General features: G+C 66.8%; 22 protein-coding genes. 8 read left to right on the forward strand and 14 right to left on the reverse strand.

Annotated elements, in window-relative coordinates; genetic code table 11:
- Nucleotides 1-13 precede the first annotated feature (13 nt).
- Nucleotides 14-1399 carry a threonine/serine exporter ThrE family protein gene (locus ACFXN1_RS28270; RefSeq protein ID WP_379463706.1) on the forward strand — a complete coding sequence of 462 codons (1386 nt, stop codon included), beginning with the start codon at nt 14-16 and terminating at the stop codon, nt 1397-1399.
- 103 nt (nt 1400-1502) lie between these two features.
- On the opposite strand, the gene ACFXN1_RS28275 is transcribed toward ACFXN1_RS28270, so the two are convergent.
- The gene (locus tag ACFXN1_RS28275) at nt 1503-1694 is read right to left on the reverse strand and encodes a DUF397 domain-containing protein (protein ID WP_379444113.1); all 192 of its coding nucleotides are present in this window, start codon (nt 1692-1694) and stop codon (nt 1503-1505) included.
- The gene (locus tag ACFXN1_RS28280; protein WP_379444111.1) at nt 1691-2569 is read right to left on the reverse strand and encodes a DUF5753 domain-containing protein; all 879 of its coding nucleotides are present in this window, start codon (nt 2567-2569) and stop codon (nt 1691-1693) included. Before ACFXN1_RS28280 ends, ACFXN1_RS28275 begins: the two co-directional genes overlap by 4 nt.
- A gap of 387 nt (nt 2570-2956) precedes the next feature.
- Between ACFXN1_RS28280 and ACFXN1_RS28285 the strand changes: the two genes are divergently transcribed.
- Nucleotides 2957-3193 (forward strand): hypothetical protein, encoded by a 237-nt coding sequence (locus ACFXN1_RS28285; RefSeq protein WP_379444110.1) that lies wholly within the window; start codon nt 2957-2959, stop codon nt 3191-3193.
- 244 nt (nt 3194-3437) lie between these two features.
- On the opposite strand, the gene ACFXN1_RS28290 is transcribed toward ACFXN1_RS28285, so the two are convergent.
- Nucleotides 3438-5186, reverse strand: coding sequence for a proline--tRNA ligase (locus ACFXN1_RS28290; protein ID WP_379444109.1), 1749 nt, complete (start codon nt 5184-5186; stop codon nt 3438-3440).
- A gap of 58 nt (nt 5187-5244) precedes the next feature.
- On the opposite strand from ACFXN1_RS28290, the gene yaaA reads away from it, so the two are divergent.
- Together yaaA and ACFXN1_RS28300 are read left to right on the forward strand one after the other, a co-directional pair.
- Nucleotides 5245-5991 (forward strand): peroxide stress protein YaaA, encoded by a 747-nt coding sequence (gene yaaA, locus ACFXN1_RS28295; protein ID WP_379444107.1) that lies wholly within the window; start codon nt 5245-5247, stop codon nt 5989-5991.
- Between the two features lie 64 nt (nt 5992-6055).
- The gene (locus ACFXN1_RS28300) at nt 6056-6448 is read left to right on the forward strand and encodes an ankyrin repeat domain-containing protein (RefSeq protein ID WP_354850838.1); all 393 of its coding nucleotides are present in this window, start codon (nt 6056-6058) and stop codon (nt 6446-6448) included.
- A gap of 217 nt (nt 6449-6665) precedes the next feature.
- Here the strand turns inward: ACFXN1_RS28300 and ACFXN1_RS28305 are convergent, their stop codons facing one another.
- The 3 genes from ACFXN1_RS28305 to ACFXN1_RS28315 all read right to left on the reverse strand — a co-directional run bounded on the left by ACFXN1_RS28305 (nt 6666) and on the right by ACFXN1_RS28315 (nt 9354).
- Nucleotides 6666-7487, reverse strand: coding sequence for an ABC transporter permease (locus ACFXN1_RS28305; protein ID WP_379444106.1), 822 nt, complete (start codon nt 7485-7487; stop codon nt 6666-6668).
- Nucleotides 7484-8506, reverse strand: coding sequence for an ABC transporter ATP-binding protein (locus tag ACFXN1_RS28310; protein ID WP_379444105.1), 1023 nt, complete (start codon nt 8504-8506; stop codon nt 7484-7486). The genes ACFXN1_RS28305 and ACFXN1_RS28310 overlap by 4 nt, the downstream gene beginning before the upstream one ends.
- 164 nt (nt 8507-8670) lie before the next feature.
- Nucleotides 8671-9354, reverse strand: a complete 684-nt coding sequence (locus ACFXN1_RS28315) for a PadR family transcriptional regulator (RefSeq protein ID WP_379384158.1) — start codon at nt 9352-9354, stop codon at nt 8671-8673.
- A 218-nt stretch (nt 9355-9572) separates the two neighbouring features.
- Between ACFXN1_RS28315 and ACFXN1_RS28320 the strand changes: the two genes are divergently transcribed.
- Together ACFXN1_RS28320 and ACFXN1_RS28325 are read left to right on the forward strand one after the other, a co-directional pair.
- On the forward strand, nt 9573-10841 hold the full coding sequence (locus ACFXN1_RS28320; protein ID WP_379444104.1) for an alkaline phosphatase family protein: 1269 nt from the start codon (nt 9573-9575) through the stop codon (nt 10839-10841).
- Nucleotides 10841-11929: an alkaline phosphatase family protein gene (locus ACFXN1_RS28325; RefSeq protein ID WP_379444102.1), complete on the forward strand. Its 1089-nt coding sequence runs from the start codon at nt 10841-10843 to the stop codon at nt 11927-11929. Before ACFXN1_RS28320 ends, ACFXN1_RS28325 begins: the two co-directional genes overlap by 1 nt.
- Nucleotides 11930-11986: 57 nt before the next feature.
- Here the strand turns inward: ACFXN1_RS28325 and ACFXN1_RS28330 are convergent, their stop codons facing one another.
- The gene (locus tag ACFXN1_RS28330; RefSeq protein ID WP_379439503.1) at nt 11987-12478 is read right to left on the reverse strand and encodes a carboxymuconolactone decarboxylase family protein; all 492 of its coding nucleotides are present in this window, start codon (nt 12476-12478) and stop codon (nt 11987-11989) included.
- The gene (locus tag ACFXN1_RS28335) at nt 12475-13551 is read right to left on the reverse strand and encodes a dihydrodipicolinate reductase (RefSeq protein WP_379439505.1); all 1077 of its coding nucleotides are present in this window, start codon (nt 13549-13551) and stop codon (nt 12475-12477) included. The genes ACFXN1_RS28330 and ACFXN1_RS28335 overlap by 4 nt, the downstream gene beginning before the upstream one ends.
- Before the next feature lie 56 nt (nt 13552-13607).
- On the opposite strand from ACFXN1_RS28335, the gene ACFXN1_RS28340 reads away from it, so the two are divergent.
- Entirely contained in the window at nt 13608-14096 is a 489-nt protein-coding gene (locus ACFXN1_RS28340) for a nuclear transport factor 2 family protein (RefSeq protein ID WP_379439506.1), read from the forward strand.
- A gap of 46 nt (nt 14097-14142) precedes the next feature.
- Here ACFXN1_RS28340 and ACFXN1_RS28345 read toward each other — a convergent pair whose 3' ends face one another.
- From ACFXN1_RS28345 to ACFXN1_RS28360, 4 genes are all read right to left on the reverse strand, one after another.
- Nucleotides 14143-14910, reverse strand: coding sequence for a hypothetical protein (locus ACFXN1_RS28345; protein ID WP_379439508.1), 768 nt, complete (start codon nt 14908-14910; stop codon nt 14143-14145).
- A 14-nt stretch (nt 14911-14924) separates the two neighbouring features.
- A complete protein-coding gene (locus ACFXN1_RS28350; protein ID WP_379439510.1) occupies nt 14925-15617 on the reverse strand; it encodes a hypothetical protein in 693 nt (230 codons plus the stop codon).
- An 86-nt stretch (nt 15618-15703) separates the two neighbouring features.
- Nucleotides 15704-16294, reverse strand: a complete 591-nt coding sequence (locus tag ACFXN1_RS28355; protein WP_379439511.1) for a hypothetical protein — start codon at nt 16292-16294, stop codon at nt 15704-15706.
- Nucleotides 16295-16332: 38 nt separating this feature from the next.
- On the reverse strand, nt 16333-17757 hold the full coding sequence (locus ACFXN1_RS28360) for a DUF1254 domain-containing protein (RefSeq protein ID WP_379439513.1): 1425 nt from the start codon (nt 17755-17757) through the stop codon (nt 16333-16335).
- 228 nt (nt 17758-17985) lie between these two features.
- Here ACFXN1_RS28360 and ACFXN1_RS28365 point away from each other — a divergent pair, with 228 nt between their 5' ends.
- Entirely contained in the window at nt 17986-19230 is a 1245-nt protein-coding gene (locus tag ACFXN1_RS28365) for a PucR family transcriptional regulator (RefSeq protein WP_379439514.1), read from the forward strand.
- Nucleotides 19231-19527: 297 nt separating this feature from the next.
- Here ACFXN1_RS28365 and ACFXN1_RS28370 read toward each other — a convergent pair whose 3' ends face one another.
- Together ACFXN1_RS28370 and ACFXN1_RS28375 are read right to left on the reverse strand one after the other, a co-directional pair.
- The gene (locus ACFXN1_RS28370; RefSeq protein WP_379439516.1) at nt 19528-21000 is read right to left on the reverse strand and encodes an MDR family MFS transporter; all 1473 of its coding nucleotides are present in this window, start codon (nt 20998-21000) and stop codon (nt 19528-19530) included.
- 26 nt (nt 21001-21026) lie between these two features.
- On the reverse strand, nt 21027-21659 hold the full coding sequence (locus ACFXN1_RS28375; RefSeq protein ID WP_379439518.1) for a hemerythrin domain-containing protein: 633 nt from the start codon (nt 21657-21659) through the stop codon (nt 21027-21029).
- Between the last annotated feature and the right edge of the window lie 28 nt (nt 21660-21687).

Raw genomic sequence — 21687 nt, forward strand, 5'->3', positions numbered from 1 at the left:
GCGGAGGGGACGGATGTGGCAACCCCGTGCCGCAGCCCCCTCCCCTCCGCGGGTGCTCGACTTGGCGCTGCGCATCGGGACCGCACTGTTGGGTGGTGGGGCGAGTTGCCGGGAAGTCGAGGCCGCGATGCGCGCGGTCACCAGCGCATACCGCTTGAACGGCAGCGTCCCGAACGTCACCTTCTCCATGATCAGCCTGTCGTACCAGCCATCGGTGGACGTGGCGCCGCTGGCGGCGGATCGATCGGTGCTGGATCGCGGCTCGCACTACACCCGTGTGGATGACGTCGAGCGCCTCACCGCGCGTATTGCCGACGGTCTGCCACCGAGCGCGGCAGCGGAGCAGCTGGCCGCGGTCGAATGCGGGCCCGGCCCTTACCCGCAGTGGGTGCTGTCGGTGGCGACCGCGCTGGTCTCGGCTTTCGCGGCGGTCATGGTGGGCGGCGGCTGGTGGGTGCTCCTCGGTGCGCTCGCCGGCGGCCTGGTCGGCGAGCGCGCAGCGGCGGCGGTAGCCAGGACCGGGGCTGCGCCGTTCTACCAGCTCGGCGCCGTGGCCGTAGCCGCAGCCGGAATCGGTGTCGCCGCAAGCACAGTGACCGACCGGTCTCAGGCGGGCGCCATGATCACCGGCGCGCTCTTCGCGCAATTCCCCGGCCGCCCGCTCGTGCTGGCAATCAACGACGGCTTGGCCGGCTACTTCCTGACCGCCGGCGCACGCCTACTCGAGGCGTTCTTCCTGCTGACCGCCATCGTCTGCGGGGTGACCGCGACCCTGTACATCGGCCGCCTGGCCGGGACCGGACCGACCGTGCAGGACACCATCTTCGGCCAAGCTCCCACTGCCGGCTGGGCACTCGTGCTGACAGCCGGGGCGCTGACCGCCGCCTTCGCGGTCATTCACGAGGTTCCCCCGCGAGCGATAGCAGCGGCCACGGCCACGGGCCTGGCATGCTTCACGACCTACCATCTCCTCGTCGTCGCGCACCTGGCCCCCGTGGCCGCGACGGCCGTGGCGGCCATACTGATCGGGATCTTCGGCGGACTCGGAGCCCGCGTACTGGGCAGCAGCACCTTGCCGCTGCTGGTGCCTGCCCTCGCTCCCCTGCTCCCCGGCCGCTCGCTCTATCTCGGGCTGCTCGCTCTCAGTGAGGGGCGTTTCGCAAGCGGCGGACCGCAATTGGCCCTGGCAATCACTCTCAGCCTCACGCTGGCAGTGGGCACCGACGTGGGCCTGCAGATCGTCGGCCGCCCGCCCCTGCCACCGGCCATCCCGAGCGGCCGGCCGAACCGGTCTGAACGCGCACTACGACTGAGGAATTGGCGGGAAACTGCTGTTCAGCTCTGGATCGTGCGCGATTGCACCGGCCGACCCGAACTCGGCATCTCGGTGCGTTCGTGACGCTGAAATGATTTGGGCGCGTTGGCCTCCGATCCGCGCCCGGACGAAAGCCGCCGACTGGATCGAGCACCCGGCCAGGGGCTTTCGTCGTGTGGTCAGTTCGTCAGCGCTGCCAGATACCGCTGTCGATGAAGTTGGCCCACACGTCAGCAGAGAACTCCAGGATCGGGCCCCAGCCGTTGTCCTTCGTGTCGCGCACCAGCGTGACAGCCGGGTCGTGCCGAACCTCGACACACTCCTTGCCAGCATCGGAGAAGCTCGACTTGTACCACTCGCTCATTACCGGCTTCTTCATGCCGTGTGCTCCTTTGCGATTCGCACCAGCAAGTCCCTGGTGTCCTGCGCTGTCAACGCTACAGCCCGAAGACCGGCGATTGCTTCACGATATTCGTCGACCTCTTCGTCGTGCTCGTGGAGAACGCTGCCGATGGCGCCTTCGGCGTATACCACTGGCGGCAACGTCATCCCACTCGTGCCTTTGGGCAGATGGAGCAGGATGAACTGCTGTATGACAAGCCCCGGGTGTGGGCCGATAGCGAACGGGAGCGCCCGGATCTCGATATTGGCCCGGTCTCCAACTTCGGCGAGCCACCGCAGTTGCGCTGACATGACCTCCCGCAGTCCAGGCCTGTTCCACAAGACCGCTTCGGATATGAACGCCTCCAACCGAAAACCGGCATCGTCCAACCGTGTTTGCCGCTTTTGGGTGAGCTCGACCCGCCGTTCTACGTCCACTGCGGACAGACGCGGCAGGGTGACGCGGACGATTTCCCGCCGGTAGTCAGCAGTCTGCAACAAGCCGGGCACGATTACCGGTTGGTACGTGATGATCTGCTCTGCCACTCCTTCGAGCCGGAGAAGCTTCTCGAAGTTCGGCGCGACTTGGTCGCTGTACGGCTGCCAGAACCCTTTCGAGTTCCCCTGTGCCTTGGCCGCATTGTCCTGTGCTCGAACCTCTTCCAGAAGCTTGAGCGCCTTGGCCTGGTCCTCCGGGGAAGCGTGGTAGTACTCGAGCAGGTCCTTGATCTGCGGCCTGGTGAGCTTGGTCGGCGAGCCTTCCTCCATTCGCATCAGGACAAATCGCGTGACCTCGAGGTGGGCCGCCGCGGTCGACAGGGCCGTACGAGGTGCTTTTGATCGCACAGATTTCATGAAGTTTCCGAAATCCATGCGAGAGACCGTCAAACCGGCCATTTCGTTAGCCTCGCTATCTGGGAAACGTTCTCTACGCACATGTGCGTTCCGCACCTCAATCTTATTTCACGCGACTGTATGCCATGCACGTATTGCCGCAGCGCTTTTCGGCGCATGCTTAGTGCATGGCACCTGACGGCGACAGGGTCGGCCCCGCCGCAGTGGAATGAATCCGGAAGCAACAGGAGTCGAAATGACTTGGGATGCTTGGGCTTTGATGCTCTTGACGATCGTTGAGGCAGGTGCATTCATCGTCTGCCTGGGCGGGGATATAAGAAATTCCGGTCGGTACGTAAATAGCGAGCGCGGCCGTCACCGACGCGGACGCAAGAAAGTTGGCGAGTGGCGGGAGGTGAATGGGTCGTGGACATCTACGAACGGCTGGAAAATTGCGATGTCGGGGAGCGGGAACCGGCGATGACGTCAACCGAGGCGATGGAATCGCTTGTGTTGCATCAGGATTGCCTGACCGCGATGTGTGAGCGAAAGATGGCGGCGCGGCAGATCATCAAGACCGACGCGGAAAAGATCGAGTCCGCGAAGGTCATTCGGTTTCCGGCGAGTCGAATGGAGCCGGGTTGTGGCACGTGTGATCCGTAATCGGCATCGGGCACCTTATCGGCGGCCCGCCACGCTCGCCGAGGCGAAGAGCGGACTCGATCGGCATCGGGCGTGCGTGGACGACTGTGCGGCGAAGAAGTGTTATGAGCGCGCCGTCCAGGAGATGGTTCGCGGGCCTGGTCTCGGCTGGAACATCTGGCGAGCGGACACCGGCCAGGTTCGGTGAAAAAAGTGGCGCATCACCGGACGGTGATGCGCCACTTACAGTTTCGCGAAAGCGATGTCAGCCGCGGATCTTGGCCGCGACCGAGGCCACGGCGGTCTCGGCCGGGAGTTCCTCGGCGGTGCCAGCGAAGCGGTCGCGGAGTTCGATCTTGCCGTCGGCCCAGCCGCGGCCGACGACCACGATGTAGGGCATGCCGAGGAGTTCGGCGTCCTTGAACTTCACGCCCGGGGAGGCGGTGCGGTCGTCGAGGAGGACCTCGAAGCCGAGCGAATCGAGTTCGGCGGCAACCTGTTCGGCGCCGGCGCGGGCGCCCTCGTCCTTGTTCGCGATGACGACGTGGACGTCGAACGGGGCGACCTCACGAGGCCAGCGCAGGCCCTTGTCGTCGTGCATCTGCTCGGCGAGCACGGCGACCATGCGGGACACGCCGACGCCGTAGGAGCCCATGGTGAGGCGGACCGGCTTGCCGTTCTCGCCCAGCACGTCGACCTCGAAGGCGTCGGTGTACTTCTGGCCGAGCTGGAAGATGTGGCCGATCTCGATGCCGCGGGCGGCCTCCAGGACGCCGAGGCCGTCGGGCGAGGGATCGCCGTCGCGGACCTCGGCGGCCTCGATGGTGCCGTCGGGGGTGAAGTCGCGTCCGGAGACCAGGCCGACGTAGTGCTTGCCCTGCTCGTCGGCGCCGGTGATCCAGGCGGTGCCGGAGACCACGCGCGGGTCGACGAGGTAGCGGATGCCGTTGGCCTGCAGGGCCTTCGGGCCGATGTAGCCCTTCACCAGGAACGGGTTGGCCTTGAAGTCGGTCTCGTCGAGCAATTCCACCTCGGCCGGCTCGACGGCCGCCCCGAGGCGCTTGTCGTCGACCTCACGGTCGCCGGGGATGCCAACGCCGAGGATCTCGGTCTTGCCGTCGGGGTAGCGCAGCTTGACCATGACGTTCTTGAGGGTGTCGGCGGCGGTCACCTCGCGGCCCAGCACGTTGGCGGTATTGGCCCAGTCGACCAGCGTCGCGATGGTCGGCGTGCTGGGGGTGTCGTGGACGACGGCGTCGGCCTGGCCGTCGAGCGGGATCGCCGGGGGCGCGGCGGTGACCACGGCCTCCACATTTGCGGCGTAACCGGATTCGCGGCAGATGACGTAGGTGTCCTCGCCGACGGGGCTGTCGGCCAGGAACTCCTCCGACGCCGAGCCACCCATGGCGCCGGAGGTGGCGGCCACGATGACGTACTTGACGCCGAGGCGGTCGAAGATCTTCTGGTAGGCCTCGCGGTGGGCGTTGTAGCTGTTCTTCAGTCCGTCCTCGTCGAGGTCGAAGGAGTACGAGTCCTTCATGATGAACTCGCGCCCGCGCAGGATGCCCGCGCGCGGGCGGCCTTCGTCGCGGTACTTGGTCTGGATCTGGTACAGCGTGACCGGCAGATCCTTGTAGGAGCTGTACTCGCCCTTCACGGTCAGGGCGAACAGCTCCTCGTGGGTGGGGCCGAGCAGATAGTCCTGGCCCTTGCGGTCCTTGAGCCGGAACAGGCCGTCGCCGTACTCGGTCCAGCGGTTGGTGGTTTCGTACGGTTCGCGCGGCAGCAGCGCCGGCAGCGAGATCTCCTGGGCCCCGATGGCGTTCATCTCCGACCGGACGACATCCTCGACCTTGCGCAGCGTGCGCAGGCCGAGCGGCAGCCACGAGTAGACGCCTGGCGCGATGCGACGCACGTAACCGGCACGCACCAGCAGCTTGTGGCTGGGTACCTCGGCGTCGGCGGGGTCGTCGCGCAGGGTGCGCAGGAACAGGTGGGAGAGACGGGTGATCACGGCTCAACACAGTAGCCCCTGCTCGCGCACAGTTCACAAGGCATTACCGTGTTGGCTCGTGCTGGTGCTGCTGCCTCCCTCAGAAACCAAGTCCGACGGTGGTTCGGGCGGTCCCCTGGACCTGGATTCCCTCGCGATGCCGCAGCTCACTGCGGTGCGCGACAAACTCGTCACCGAGGTGATCGCACTGGCCGCAGACCCCGACGCCTCCCGTGCCGCGCTGGCACTGGGCAAGGGGGCTGACGCGGAGATCGCGCGCAATGCCGCGCTGCGCACCTCCGCGACCCGCCCAGCCTTGGACCGCTACACGGGTGTGCTCTACGACGCGCTCGACGCGGCCCGGTTCACCAAGGCCCAGCGCGCCAAGGCCGAGGCGCGCCTGGGCATCGGCTCGGCGCTATTCGGGGTGATCCGCGCGGGCGATCCGATTCCGGCCTACCGGCTTTCGGGCGGGTCGAAGCTGCCGGGTCTGCCGACGCTGCAGTCGCTGTGGAAGGCGGCGCTGCCGGCGGCGCTGCGCGCGGAGGCGGCCGGGCACCTGGTGGTGGATCTGCGGTCGGGCACCTATCAGAATCTGGGCCGGGTCCCGGGCGCGGTCACCGCGACGGTGCTGACCGAGCGTCCGGATGGGAAGCGAACCGTGGTGAGCCACTTCAACAAACACCACAAGGGACTGCTGGCGCGGGCGCTGGTGCTGTCGCGGTCGGAGCCGTCGGATATCGACGGGCTGGCCCGGGTGGCCGAGAAGTCCGGGCTGCGCACCGAGATCGCCTCGCCGACCGAGCTGCTCATCATCACCTCCTGAGCACGCCGATTTCCTATAGGGAACTTCCCTCGGCCGCGGCGGTCCCGCTGGCTAGAGTGGCCTGGTGGAACCCAAAGACCTGGATCCGGAAGTGCTCGAGCTGGCGAGCAAGATCTTCGATCTGGCCCGCAGCGGCGATGCCGCCACCCTGGGCGCGTACCTCGACGCCGGGGTGCCGGTGAACCTGACCAACGACAATGGCGACACGCTGCTCATGCTGGCCGCCTACTACTCGCACCCGGAGGCGGTGAACGCCCTGCTGGAACGCAAGGCGGACCCCAACTTCGGCAACGACAAGGGCCAGACGCCCCTGTCCGGCGCGGTGTTCAAGGGCTCGGACGAGATCGTCCACGCCCTGCTCGCGGCCGGGGCCGATCCGAACGCGGGCAGCCCGTCCGCGCGCGACGCGGCCGAGATGTTCGGGCAGACCAAGTATCTGGCGCTGTTCGACAAGTAGGGTGACCAACCAACTCTCGTGCCTCTCAGGGGCTTCGCCCCCGAAGCCTCTGAGAGGCACGACTCTCGTAGCTCTCACAGGCTTCGCCCCCGAACCCCCAGAGAGGCACGACTCTCGTAGCTCTCAGAGGCTTCGTCCCTGAATCTCCTGAGAGGCACGACGTCCGGCCTGCGGGCGAGATCGCCATGCAGGCCGGACTTTTCGCGTGTTCGGCCTGTTACTGCGTCCGCTGGTAGGTGCGGAAGGCCGACAGCGCCCAGAGGAAGGCGAGCGCTGCCAGGGCGGTCAGGTAGCCGAGGTGGGCGGCCACGAAGCCCGCGTCGGCAGCGCCCGCCAGGCCGGTGCGGCCGATGTCGACTGCCCAGGTCACCGGGTTGAACTTGGAAATGCCCTGGACCCAGCCCGGCATGAGGGAGGTGGCCATCATGCCCGAGGACAGGAAGGTCAGGGGCAGGATGATGAGCTGGGACATGCCGATCAGGGCGATCTGGCTGCGGGAGATCAGGGCCAGGGCCACCGAGCCCGCGCAGAAGACGGCCGCCAGCAGGGTGGCCGCGATCAGCGCCAGCGCGATGCCGGTCACGCCGCCGGGATAGCGTGCGCCGCCGGCGAATCCGATGAGCAGGACCAGCGCGGACTGGACCAGGCCGATGGTGAGCTGCACGCCGAGCTGGCCCGCCACCACCGCGCTGCGCGAAATCGGTGCGGTCAGCAGCTGATTCATCACGCCGTTGTCGATGTCCTCGATGTATCCGGTGCCCGCCCAGACGCCCGAGTAGAGCACGGTCATCATGAGCACGCCGGGCGCCAGGAAGGTGATGTAGTTCGCCGCCCCGAATCCCGGGATGTCGCCGACGGATTTGAAGACCTGCCCGAACAGCAGGATCCACACGATGGGCTGCAGCAGCGCCGCGAACACACCCCAGGATTCCCGCAGGGTGTTCACCATCCAGCGCCGGAAGATCTGCCCGGCCGCCACCGGCCAAGCGGCCGTGGGGTTTTCGTGAGTGACAGGCAGGTCGTAGGTGAGCGTGGTCATGCCGCCGCCTCCGCCCGGTCGCGGTTGTTGTCGGCCCGGTAGGAGCGGCCCGCGTAGTGCAGGTACACATCGTCGAGGGAGGGCCGGGAGATGGAGACCGCGCCGAAACCGATGGCGGCGGCGTCGAATTCGGAGATGACCCGGCCGACGATGCCGGAGGGGTCATCGGTGCGGGCGATGAGCCTGCCGTTGGGCCCGTCCTGCTCGACGACGATATCCCGCAGTGCCGGAATGGATTCCCCGACCGCACGCACGGCGGCCACATCCGGTGCGATGAGTTCGACGGTGAGGGTGTCCCCGTCGAGGGTCGACTTCAGTTGCGCAGGTGTGCCTTCGATGACCGCGCGCCCGTGATCGATGATGACCAGGCGATCGGCCAGCTCGTCGGCCTCCTCCAGATAGTGGGTGGTGAGCACCACGGTGAGGGCCGCCTCGGTGGACAATCGCCGGATCTCCGACCACATCTCGGCCCGGGCCTGCGGGTCCAGACCGGTGGTCGGCTCGTCCAGGAACAGCACCGACGGCGTGTGCACCAGTCCGACGGCGACGTCCAGTTTGCGCCGCATGCCGCCGGAGAGCTTGGACACCTTGCGGTTTCGCGCCTCGGTGAGCTGGAACTGATCGAGCAGCCCGTCGGCCCGGGTCATCGCGTCGTGGCGGGTCAGGCCGTGCAGACGCGCGGCCATGACCAGATTCTCGAAGGGCGTCTGCCGCGGGTCGGCGCCCGAGCCCTGTGAGACGTAGCCGATGCGATGCCGGATGGCGGCCGCGTCGGTGGTGACATCGAATCCGGCCACCCGCGCGGTCCCGGAATCGGCCCGCGACAGCGTGGTGCAGATCTTGGTGGTGGTGGACTTGCCCGCCCCGTTGGGGCCGAGCATGCCGTACACGGTGCCGGCGGCAATGCTGAAGCTCAGGCCGTCGAGGGCCCGCACATCGGGCTTGCGGCGGCCGCCGGGATAGGTTTTGACCAGGTCGTGCACCTCGACCGCGGCCGAGGGCATGGGTGTGATGGACATGGTTGTTCGTTCCTCGTCAGGTGTGGCGAACGACCACGGGACCGGTGGATATGCTGGGAATGCGGTTCGAGCATCCGGCGGTTCGCCGTCGGTCGTTCGGATTCGGCGACGGCTCGGGTGTTGGCGCACCCGGGCCGTCGTTGTTACCGGGCCGATTGCCCGGCTCACGTCGGCGGTGTCGGCAACCCCCATTCCTCGAGCAGCTTGTCGCCGATGTCCGGGGGCACCCGGCCGGCGGGGTATCGGGCGACCAGGTCGGCCATGGTGCGCCAGCCCTCGATGCCGCCCAGGTCATCGGATTCGATGCGGGCGGCCAGGGCGGCGGTGAAGTCGCGGTCGGCGGTGAGCATGTGCATCTCGTAGTTGCCCTCGATGAGCAGCACCTCGGGCAGCCAGGAGACAACGGCGTCGGTGGCGGCGCGGATCTCGGCAATCTGCTTGTCCAGCACCGTGACTCGCCGCCGCAGCAGGGCCGCGGCCTCGTCGGGTCCGAGCGCGGGCAGGAACGACAGCGCGGCCATGAACCGCGGGTATTCCTTCTCGGGTTCGGATATCCAGGCGCGCAACCAGTCCCGCATCTCGACGACACCGTCGGGGGTGATGCGGTACACGGTCCGCGCGGGCCGGTTGCCGTCCTGCTCAGCGCCGACGACCTCGATGAAACCCTGGTTCAGCAGTGATTCGACCACCGGGTACAGCGCGCCGTAATTGATCCGCACGCTGCCGTCCTTGCCGCGCTGCTTGAGGGTCTGCGAGATCTGATACGGGTGCATCGGCCGCTCCCAGAGCTGCACGAGTACGGCCAGCGCCAGCGGATTGACCCGGCGGAACGCCCGCTTCCCAGCCATGCTCACCCCTGTTACTCTGGTCAGAGTATTTACTTACTCTAGCCAGAGTACTCCCCCGCAAACGGCCCGGCAAGGGGCGGAATGCGGGGCGAGCAGGAGATGGTGGACATGCCGCGCTATATTGGTCGCACGTCCAATAGTTGACGCGTTCATCTATTTCTCATTCAATTTCGCCACACTGGTTACTCGCCGGTAATCCCCGGCGCGATGCATAACCCGTGACAGAATTTCTTCGAAGTACCACCACCAGCCGCCGAACGGTCCTCGCCGGAGCGGGAGCCCTCGCGGTCGGCGCGGCCCTCGGATCCCCACGTGCCTCCGCCGCCCCGCTGCCCGCGCCCGCGGATTCCGGTATCGACCACATCATCGTGGTGATGATGGAGAACCGCTCTTTCGACCACTACCTGGGCTGGCTGCCCGGAGCGAACGGCAAGCAGGCCGGGTTGACCTTCACCGACCGTAATGGTTTGGCACACAACACCTTCCACCTGGCGACCACGCAGGGCTGTCAGTACAACGATCCCGACCACTCCTTCGAGGGCGGCCGCGTCGAGTACAACGACGGAAGGTGCGACGGCTGGCTGCGCGCCGGAACCAACGACGAATTCTCGATCGGCTATTACGAGCAGGGCGATCTCGGCTTCTACGGAAATGCCGCGCCGGCGTGGACGGTGTGCGACAACTACTTCTCGGCGATCATGGCCGAAACCTATCCGAATCGCTTCTATCAGCATGCCGCGCAAACGGACCGCATTCACAATTCGACGACCATCTCGACGCTGCCGACCATCTGGGATCGCCTGGCGGCGGCCGGTATTCAAGGCCGCTACTACTTCTACGACACACCGTTCCTGGCGCTGTGGGGCAGCAAGTACCTGTCCATCTCCCGCCCGTTCGCGACCTTCCTGTCCGATTGCGCGGCCGGGACGCTGCCCGCGGTCTCCTTAGTCGATCCCAAGTTCCTCGACGAGGACACCGGCACCTCGGCCGACGATCATCCGCACGCCGATATCCGTGCCGGACAGTCGTTCCTGAACCAGGTCTATCAGGCCGTCACCAACAGCCCGGCCTGGTCGCGCACCCTACTGATCATCAACTACGACGAGTGGGGCGGCTTCTTCGACCACGTGCCGCCGCAGGTCGCGCCGGATGCCAACCCGGACTGGGGGCTGCGCGGGTTCCGGGTGCCGTGCCTGGTGGTCTCCCCACTGGCGCGGCGCGGGCACGTGGCCCACGAGGTCTACGACCACACCTCGGTGCTCAAGGCGATCGAATGGCGATGGGGGCTGCCGTCCCTCACCCCGCGCGACGCCGCCGCCCGCAATATCGCCGAGGTGCTCGACTTCGGCAGCGCCCCGAATCTCGCTGCGCCGCAATGGAATGTGCCGCCCGCACCGCCGGGGGTGTGCGCCCCGGCCGTGGTGGCCGACTTCGAGCAGTGGAATACCCTGCGCGCCGTGGCCGCATCGACGGGATGGAGTCTGTGATGCGCCGGCTCGGCCAACTCATCGTGGTGCTGGTGTTCACGATCGCCGCGCTGGCTGTCGGCTACGGCCCGCATGCGACCGCGGATCCCGGCGCGCCGCACATCTTCGTGATCCAGCTGGAGAACAAGGGGTACGACGAGACCTGGGGACCGGCGTCGGCCGCACCGTATCTGAGCCAGACCCTACGGTCGGAGGGGGTGCTGCTGAGCCAGTACTACGGCATCGGGCACAACAGTCTGGACAACTACATCGCGCAGCTGTCCGGTCAGGGACCGAATGCCGAGACGCAGGCCGACTGCCAGATCTACAGCGACTTCGCGGGCGCCGGAACGGTTCCGCCCGGCCAGGCGGTCGGTCAGGGCTGCGTGTACCCCGCGTCGGTGCCGACGCTCGCCGGGCAGCTGACCGGGGCGGGCCGCAGCTGGAAGGGCTACATGGAGGATATGGGCGCGCCCTGCCGCCATCCGGCCCTGAACAGCCAGGACACCACCCAGAAGGCGACCGTCGCGAGCCAGTACGCGGCCCGGCACAACCCGTTCGTGTACTTCCACGAGATCATCGACTCGCCCGCCTGCCAGCAGCAGGTGGTCGATCTCGGTGCGCTGAAGAGCGATCTGGCGCAGCCGGATACGACGCCGAACTTCGCCTACATCACCCCGGACCTGTGCGACGACGGGCACGACTCCCCCTGCGTCACGGGCGCTCCGGGTGGACTGGCGTCGGCGGATCTCTGGCTGCGGGAGTGGGTTCCGGTGATCACCTCGGCCCCGGCCTTCCAGCAGAACGGGATCCTGATCATCACCTTCGACGAATCCGATGGGCCGCAACAGGATTCCTCGGCGTGCTGTGGCGAGGGTCCCGGCCCGAACAGTGCCCTGCCGGGTATCGCCGGCCTGGGCGGCGGCCGGGTGGGCGCCCTGGTCATCTCGCCCAAGTCGGTGACGCCGGGCACCTTCAGTGACACGCCGTACAACCACTATTCGCTGCTGGCGAGCATCGAGGATCGATTCGGCCTGCCGTATCTGGGCTATGCCGCCGCACCGGGTCTGCCGCGCTTCGGAACCGACGTGTTCAACCGGAGGAACTGACGCGGCCGCCGGCCGGGGTGCTGCCGAGCAGGGGCGGGCAGCACCCCGGCCGTTGCGCTACGGCTGGGCGGTGTGACCGGGCAGGACGCAGACGGCGTCGAGGCCGAGCACGTGGTTGAGGCGGCCGAAGGCCAGCCAGGAGCCGAGGCACATGGACAGTTCGACGATCTCGGCGTCGGAGTAGAGCGTCTTCATCCGCTCGAAGAACTCGTCGTCGAGGTTGTGGTGGTCGAGGGCGTAGCGCTCGGCGTACTCGGCGGCCATCCGCGTGCGGTCGTCGAAGGATTCGGTGGTGCGCCACTCGGTCACGTCGTCGGCGAAGGACTCCTCGACCTTCTCGCCATTGCGATCGGTGCGCCAGTCCAGGCAGAACAGGCAGCCGTTGATCTGGGCGATGCGCAACCGAGCGGCCTCGAATTCGCGCAGTCCCAGGGTGCTGTGCGAGTAGACGGCGAGGGAGAAGTTGGAGGCCGCGACGCCGATGCCGGGCACCATTTCGCCCCACACGTAGCCGATGGGGTCCTTGCCCTCGGGAATGTCGATGATCATGCCGATGGGTTCCTTCCGAGAGTGCCGAACGGCAGCGGGACGTCGAGGGCGTCGTACAGGCCGGGCTCGGCGTCGGCCAGCCACGGGATGGCGTTCACCAATCTGCCCACGGCGGTGGCGTTTCCGCCCGCGGAGTGATTGCCGTCCTCGTCGGTAGCCTGCACGGTGATCTCGATGCGCGGGCGGCCCTCGATGAGCACGCGGTGCGCGCCGGCGCCGCTGGGCGGGTGCGGCCAGTCGGGGGCGCAGCTGGCGTGGATGCGGGTGATGTGCTCGATGACGATGCGCGGGCTGCCGTCGACGATGCCCTGCACCTCGAAGCGCACCGCGCCCTGGGTGCCCGCCTCGAATTTGCCCATGCGCTCGGTTTCGACGGTCTCGTCCAGCGCGCGCCGCTCCACCACCTCGCGAATGTCGGTGAGCGCCACGCCCAGTCCGCGCGCGATCATCCGAATCTGCCCGCCCCACACCATGGTCGGGATGGTGGGCGCGAGCATGGGCGGCTGATAGTCCAGGGGCTGGCCCATGCCGACCAGGTAGCGCACCGAGTCGGGCTGGTCGTAGGTGGAGTAGTCGAAGATCTCCTGGCAGCGCAGCACATCCACGCTGCTGCCGAGGCCGCTCATGAGCAGCGGCAGGACATCGTTGCCCCAGCCGGGGTCGATGCCGGAGACGAACAGGGCGCCACCGCCCTCCGCGATGGCCGCCGATACCCGGTCCTGCAGTTCGATCGGGGCACTGCGGTGGTCGTAGAGCGCGTAGAGCGCGGGCGTGACCACCACGGCCCCGGTGCGCAGGGCGCGTTCGATGTCGGCGAGGGCGTCGTCGGGGCGGATGTCGCCGGACGCGGCATACACGATGGCGCGGGGTCCGGCTGCGAGCGCGGCGTCGACATCGGCGGTCGCCGCGATCCCCACCGCGGTGTCCAGCCCGGCCAGGTCACCGGCGTCGCGGCCGACCTTGGCCGGGTTGTGGACCAGGACGCCGGTCAGCTCCAGACCCGGATGTGCCGCGACGGCCCGGATGGCGGCGCGGCCGACATTGCCCGTACCCCAGACCAGGGTGGAAATCATCTCCGAAACGTAGCAAATGCTTGCTAGGTAGATGTCCGATTCGGCTACATTGCGGTATGGATTTTGCAGCTCTCGAATCGATTCGCGCACTCAAGTATCGCTACCTGCGCACGCTGGATCTGAAGCAGTGGGACGAGTTCGGGGACACGCTCTGCCCGGACATCGTCGGGTCCTACGGATCGCCGTCGGGCGGACTGCCGGACCAGTTCACCAGCCGCGACCAGATCGTGGACTTCATGCGCGGCGCGCTCAGCGGGAACATCATCACCGTGCACGTCGCCAACCACCCGGAAATCACGGTCGACGGCGATACCGCTTCCGGCAGTTGGTGTCTGGAGGACACCGTAATCGCCGCCGACTACGGCCTGCTGATCCGCGGCGCGGCCTACTACCACGACACCTACCGCCGCGAGGACGGCGTCTGGCGCATCGCGAGCACCGGCTACCAGCGCATCTACGAATCCAAGATGTCCACCGACGCGCTGCCCGGCTACGCCCTCACCGCCAACCGCTGGGCCCCGGCCGCCAAGCCCCAGCAGGGCTGACGCAGTCAGCGCCGGGCCAGGGCGCGGCATCGTCTGCCGGAGGCGATCAGTGTCCGGCAGACAGGCTGGAGGAGCCGCTCGGCAGGGCGATCTTCGGCAGCCGGAGATTCGCGTCCGGAACGCCGGTGCCGTTCGGGTCGAGCAGGCCGCCCTGCTCGGCGTAGGCGCTCTCACCCGGCGCCGCCTGCAGGGTGCTGAGGTACTTCCACAGGCCGCCCGCGAGCGTGCCGCCACCGGCCAGCAGGGTCCCGGCCAGGCCGCCCGCACCGGCGAAGGCCGCGAGCGCGGCGGGCGCGGCGGGCGCGGTGGCCAGGCAGACGGGGCCGACCACCAGGCAGGAACCGAAGCCGATCACCGCCCCGACCAGCAGGCCGATAACAGTGCCGCCGACGGTTCCGGCCAGCGTGGCCGTCGGCATCTTCCCGGCCAGCTCACCGAGCGCGAGTTGGTTCTCCAACGGGGAGGCCACCGGCTGCGCCGCGGCCCGGACCGCCGGATCGGGGGTGAGTGTCAGCCGGTGTCCGTCCGCCGAGATCTGTTGGCCGAGGGCGTATTCGCGACCGTCGAGCTCGAATGTCAGTGGCAGATCGGCCAACTGCCGGCCGGTGCCGTCCTGGACCGTCACCGACCGCTGATCCGTCGACAGTACGAAGCCGCCGACCTCGATGGTCGAGATCACGGATTCGGGGGTGACGCTCGCCCGCCACTGCGGATCCGGGCCGGTTCCCGCGGCCGCCGGAACCGCCGCCACGCTCACGGTGACCACCGCTAGCGACGCGACGGCGGTGGCGAATGCTGTTGTGCTGATTCGCATCTGGTTCTTCACCCTCAGTGATTCGCGCCGGTCGCGTACTGGCCGTACTGGCTGGTGCCCGGTGCCGCGTTGAGAGTGGTGACGTAGTTGTAGGCGGCGACGGCGGCACTGGGCCCGCCCGCGAGCACCAACCCGGTCAGCCCCCCGGCCGCACCGGCCAATGTGACGATGGGCAGCACCGCCACGACGCAGCCGAGGCTGAGCACCAGGCACGACGCACCCGCGACCGCGAGCCCGATTCCGACGCCGGCCACTGCCCCGACGGCGGTGCCGATCAGACTGCCGACCGAGGTGCTGATGCTGACCGCGTTGATGAGATCGTTCATCGCCAACTGGTTCTCCACCGGCGAGGCCACCGGCCGCACCGATGCCCGGACCAGCCCGGTGACATCCGGAACCAGGGTCAGGGTGCGCGCGTCGGCCGAGATCTCCGGCCGGATCGGTAGCTGTCGGCCGTCGACCGCTGCGGCCAACGGCAGGGTGTCGAGCGCCTGTCCGAGCCCATCGCGCACAGTCACCGACCGTTGGTCGGCAGTGAGCCCGAAAGTGCCGTCCTGCAGCGTCACGACCACCGAATCTCCCACCGCGGCAGCGCGATAGGAGATGGCCGGAGCGGTCGGGTCCGGCGCTGCCGCTGCGGTCGCGGCGCTGACGGCGACGCTCGCGACAGCGGAAAACGCTGTCAGCGCCAGGGTGTGAAATTTCATGGCGAGTTCCTCATCGCAAAGCAAGTTGTCACGTGTGCTCGGCTTCCGAGCGCCCACCGGGTTCGGTGAGCCGGAAGTCCGTGGGATCAGAAGGGGCGGGGCGGCAGCGGCTCGATGAGCGGAGCGAGCAGTTCCCCCGAACGCTCGACGGTGAGGACCTCCGCGGGATCCAGCAGGATGATCTCGCGCTGGGACTCGTCGATCTCCCACACGTCCTCGCCGACCAGCCGGCCCTGGTCGTCGTAGGGCCAGATCATGTGTTCGACGTTCTTGACGAGATAGGTCGCGTCCGGGTCGACGTCGGCTCCGCCCGCAGCGAGGATCGCACCGGGTGTCTGCTGGTAGATCGCCGCGGTCGAGCAGATCATGTTGTCGCCGACCGCAAGCTTCTCGTCCTCGGCATAGAAGATGCACTGGCCGGTGCCGCTCCACTCGCTGTAGACGGCCTGCACCGCCTCGGCGCCCTCGAGGACGGTGCTCATTCCGAATACGTTGAAGTGATAGACGGGATGCTCGACAGTCATGTCCGGGGCGAAGATCTCCTTCCATCGCCCGGCCATCTCCAGATTGCGATGGCGGTCGTAGGCCTGCAGCAGGTATCGGTGCCGCGGGTTGTCGGTGGTCTCGATCAAGCGCCGCACGGCGATGTTGGTCATGGTGATGTCGAATCGGTTCACGATGGTTCCTTCTCTTTCTGTCAACGCGGGGCGGATCGTCAGTGTGTGGCCGTGATTCCGGGTGGGTTCCAGGTGCCGCCGACGATCGTCGGGTCGGGCCAGTACAAGCGCAGTACCAGGTTGAAGTCACCCGACGCCGGAGCCGGCAGCCAGTTGGATTCCCTTGCCGCGCCAGGATTTTCGCGCTGGATGTAGATGTCCAGCGAGCCGTCGGGGTTCTTGTGCAGCTGCTCGCCACGTACCGCATATCGATTGATGGGGTTGGCGATGAAGAAACCCTTGTCGTTGTACATGGTCACCGACCAGAACGCGTGCACCGGCGGAATCTGATCGGGGGCGAAATGCAGAACGTAGTTCCGGTCGGAGTTCAGCTGCGCGGCAGTCGCATCGGTGCGGGTGTTCGGGTAGATCGCATCCTCGGGCAGGTTCGCGCCGAGCCCGCCATGCGCGATATTGGAGCGCCGCTCGTAATCGGTCCCGTAGGTGCCCATCCCGGTGCGTGCGACGTTCCATCCGTTGACCGGTTTACCAACGAGATCGATCTCGATCTTCGACAGCGCCTTGGGCCATGCGTCATGCCACGCTCCGCGGTCGGGCTCCGGCAGTTGGCTCAGGTCCAGCTTCTTGTCCGGCGTCCACCCGGCTTCGGCCAACCGGTCGAGCAGGCCCTTGTCCTCCGGTCGCGGCTGATTGTGCGACAGGCTCGAGTAGTACAGGTCCCAGTACTGCTGCGGGGTGAGGTGGTGAATGTAGGCGGCGACCTCCTGACCGGTGGGCCAGTCCGGGTGCAGGTCGGTGTTGTCCGGTGGCGTGTAGGCAGTGCCGTAGGCACTCAGAGGCACGGCCGTCAGCTGCCGTTGGATCGCGGCGACCGCGGGAACGTCGTCGGGTCCGTTGACCTGAATCCGGCCGATCACCCAGCCGCCGTCGGTCGGCATCTTGTACTCGTGCACCCCTGCCGGGAGGGTGCCGTGCCAGCTCGGGCCGGTGATCGCGAACTGATATCCATGGCCCGCGCGGAGAGTGCGGGTGCCCGGCGACGCCTGCACATTGGTCCACATGTCCAGGATCGGAAACAGGTGGTAGCGATTACCCATATCCGGAACGCTGACCACCAGCGGCTCCTTCGACACGTCGTAGAACATCGACGAGTACAGGGTGTCGACATTCGGGCGCACCACGGCGGTGAACGACGCATCGGGCAGAAACGCCATATTGGCGAACTGGTTCATCGGTGCCGCGGTGCGGCCGTTCGGGCGTGGCAGGTTTGTCAGCTGCCGACGCGTGACCTCCATCGTCACCAGCGGATACGTGTAGACGTAGGCGCTGACCGCCGCGTCCTCCTTCGCGGCTTGGGTCGGCGACGGCGATGAACTCTTCGAACACGCCGTCAGCGCGACCGCGATCATCAGTGCTGCGGCAAGTGCAGCCACGACCTTGCCTCGACGGGATCTGGAACTCAAGGATCCTCCTGGGATAGACATGAACAAGAGCGGACGGCCCTTGTACGGATCGCACAACTGCATCCGCCGCTCGACGCATCCGCAATTCACCGGGAATATGAGCGTGAGCTGGCCTTTTTCCGCTTCGCTGAAGAAACTACCAACCATGATGTGACGGCAACCACTGTCAAATGGTCAATGTAGATTCGAATAATTGACCATTTGGATAGTTCTTGGCACCATCTGGCCATGCATACAGTCCCGGGCGGCGACGAGATCCAGGCGACGGTCCAAGCCGTCGCCGGCGAAATGCTCCCCCGGTGCCCCACACTCGCCGAAGACGCCGCACAACTCATTGCGGACCGTGTCGGTGAAATTCGCCGGGCGGGCGTCGAGGACATCGTGCTCTCGACATGCCGGGCGAACACCCTGGTCGCGTTCGACTATCTGGCCCGGGGCGTGCCGGTGGAGATGTTCATGCCCTCGGCGGAGGTCATCGAACGCACTCGCATGCTGGTGCAGCGTGGGCTGCCGTTGACCGCCGTGATCCGCGGCTACCGCATCGGTGCGAACCTGTTGACCGAACAGTGGTCGGACGCGGTCTATGCCTACGGGCCCAATGATCGCCGATCAGTGGAGGTCGCCAAAGCGGGCACCTCGTACATCCTGTCGTGCCTCGATCTGATGACCGAACGGATATCGGAGGAGTACCGCAACGAAGACGAGCGGCTCGCGCGTGAACGCTCGCTCTCCCATCTCGAAGATGTGCGCCGCGTGCTCTCCGGCTCGGACACCGACGTGGACAATGCGACATACCGGCTGGGATACCGGCTCTCGGGACGGCACACGGCAATCGTGTTGCGCGCCTTGACCAACGATGCGGACGCGGGCGCGTCGCTCGACGTGGCAGTCCGGGAACTGGGCCGGGCAACCCGGGCACCAGGGTTGACCGTTCGTGTCGACATCCGCACCATGTGGTGCTGGCTGCCGAGCCCTGCGGATGATCACCTGCGCATCCCGTCGCCCTCGGTGCCGGTCCTGGTCGCCATCGGCAATCCGGCCGGCGGTCTCAACGGGTTCCGCCACAGCCACAGAGAAGCCCTCGACGCACTGCGCGTGTCGGAGATGACCGCCCCTTCCACCGCCACGGTCACCTACTACCGCGATGTCGACATCGCAGCCATGTGCTCGATCGTCCCGGAGCGATGCCACGAGTTCGTCAGCTCCGAACTCGGCACATTGGCGAGCAACGACCGCACGACGCGGCGCATCCGCGAAACCCTGATGGCGTTCTACGCCGCCAACAGCAACTTCCGTGCGACTGCCGCGAATCTCGGCATCCACCACAACACTGTCCGATACCGCCTCGAACAAGCGGAACTCGCCATCGGCAGACCGGTTGGTGAGCGCCGCTTGGCCCTCGAGCTCGCACTCCACCTCGCACATGCCATCGGGATCGTCGACGACGAAATCCCCCGAACCGGCATCCGATGACGTATCCGTCGGACCCTCTCCAGAGCAACCTATCGCGCGTAGCCTCCCGACCCTTGCAGCTTCTCGGGCTTTCTATTTCCGGAATCTGTTGGGACGACGTACATCTCAAGTGTGGATACGACAAATAACAGGCTAACGGTCACACACGCCGAAGCGGCTGGCCACGCTCGCCCATGATGTCAGATTTCGCCGATGCCAACGGATCTCGGCCGCGCCGTACGATGCGAGAGTTCACCGATAACCGTCGTCAGGATTCACCAGCCTAGCCAGGAACGCAAGGTAAGCGACGGCGCCCGTCTATTGTAGCGACGTATCGGCAATGACGAGACGGCGTCGCCGCGGCAATATCAGCGCGGGGACGACCGCGACGGCACCGATAGCGAGTGTCCACCAGTATGTTTGGGTGAATGCGTGGGTCAATTCCCGGGTGACTTCATCGGTTCGGACCGTTCTGGTGAACGCGTCGACATCCGGGGCCCGATGTTCGATGTTGCGTTGAATCAGCACCAGCAGCGCCGCGACACCGAACGAACTGCCCGCGCGAATGCCGACATTGGTAGCGGTTGTGGCCGAGGGGATTTGGGAGTGTCGTAAGGTCTGGTAGCCGGCACCCATCGCGGCGGGCATGATCATGCCGTGCCCGAGGCCGATCACGAACACTGCTGCCACGACCAGGATGTCGCTGGTGCCGGGCGCGAGGTGGGTCAGGCCGAAGATGCCGGATAGGACCACGGGCAGTCCGGCGAGGATCAGCAGTCGCGGGGAGTGTTTGTCGGTGAGCTTGCCGGTGATCAGCGTGGTCACGATCGCACCCAGTCCGAGGGGTGCGACCATCGCTCCGGAGCGCAGTGGGCTGTTGTCGTCGACGGTCTGGAAATACAGCGGCAGTAACGCGGTCAGGCCGGACAGGGCGCCGATGTAGACGAATACCATCGCGTTGACCGCGGCGAAGTTCCGATCCCGCAGTAACCGGACGTCGACCAGCGCCGCGTCGCCTCTGCGGAGCGCGTGCAGGACATAGCAGCCGATCAGAACGACTCCGGTCAGCACGCCGGCCACGACACGGATATCGGTCAGGCTCGTTCCGCTGCCCGCCTGCGAGGTGCCGTACACCAGCGCGCCCAAACCGGGTGACAGCAGCGTCAATCCGAGGAGGTCGAGCCTGGCGTCGTGGTCGCGGACCTGGTCGGTCGGCAGTAGCCGTATCGCGGCGATGACCGCGATCGCACACAGGGGAACGTTGATGTAGAACATCCACCGCCACGACAGATGGCCGAGGATCAGACCGCCGACCGTGGGACCGAGGACCGGGGCGAGCATCGCGGGCACCGCGACCGCGCTCATGACGCGCCCCATCCGGGCGGGTCCGGCGGCACGGGCGAGCATCGTCTGCCCGATCGGCAGGATCATGCCGGCGCCGAAGCCTTGCAGCAGCCGGAACATGATGAGCGCGGTGATGTTCCAGGCCATTCCGCACAGCACCGATCCGGTGATGAACAGCAGCAGCGAGACGATCCACATCGTCTTCGGGCCGAACCGGACGATCACCCATCCCGACAGCGGGATGCTGCCCGACAGCGCCAGGGTGTATCCGGTCAGCACCCATTGGATCGCCGTGAGCGACGTATGGAACTGAGCGCCAAGGGTGTTCACGGCCACGCTGGTGATCGTGGTGTCCAGGATCGTCATGATCGCGCCGAGGACCACAACGATCACGAGCTTGCGCAGGGCCGGGTCGAACTCGGTTGATGTCGTTGGAGCCTGTGTCATTTGCCTTGTTCCCCACCATCTCCCGGTTACTGCCAGCCTCGGCGGGCACGGGCGTAGCGGGGTTTCAGCACGTAGTGGTGGAGGGCGCGAATCGGCGAGGGCAGGAAATCGAGCATCTTGGCCTGTGCGTCGGCGGGCGCGTCGTCGAGTGCCCACGGCAGGTACTCGGTCAAGGCGCGAAGTCCGTTGCGCTTGCGCATCTCCGCGCCGAACGCGGCCCATCCGGGCCCGCCGACGGTGCGGTCGATGAGCGGCAGCGCCAGCTGTTCCTCGTGGGTGAAGTGCGTATCGAGCGCCGCGGCCAGCGCGTCCACGTCGGACCGCAACCGCAGGCCGCCGCTGGCGGTGGCTATTCCGGATTCCACTCTGGCCAGCAATTCCTCGATGCCCTCGTGTTCGGCCTCCATATCGTCGAGGATTGCCAGGTCTGCCGGATCCGTGACCGCGGCGCGCACCAGCGGCCACAGGGCGGCATCCTCGGTGCTGTGATGCCGGTCGAGCTGGCGTCGGAACGTCTCCCATCCGATCCGCACGGACGGCTCGGTGAGGCGGCCCTCGGCAACGGCGGCCGTGAGGCGTATCAGGTCGCGCATGCAGGCGTCGTGTGCCAGATACATTCCGAAGAAGTCGATTGTCGTGGTCGGTCTGTGATTGTTCATGGTCATCAACCGTTCTCGTTGAAAGTTC

The organism is Nocardia sp. NPDC059154, assembly GCF_042755705.1.
GTDB lineage: Bacteria > Actinomycetota > Actinomycetes > Mycobacteriales > Mycobacteriaceae > Nocardia.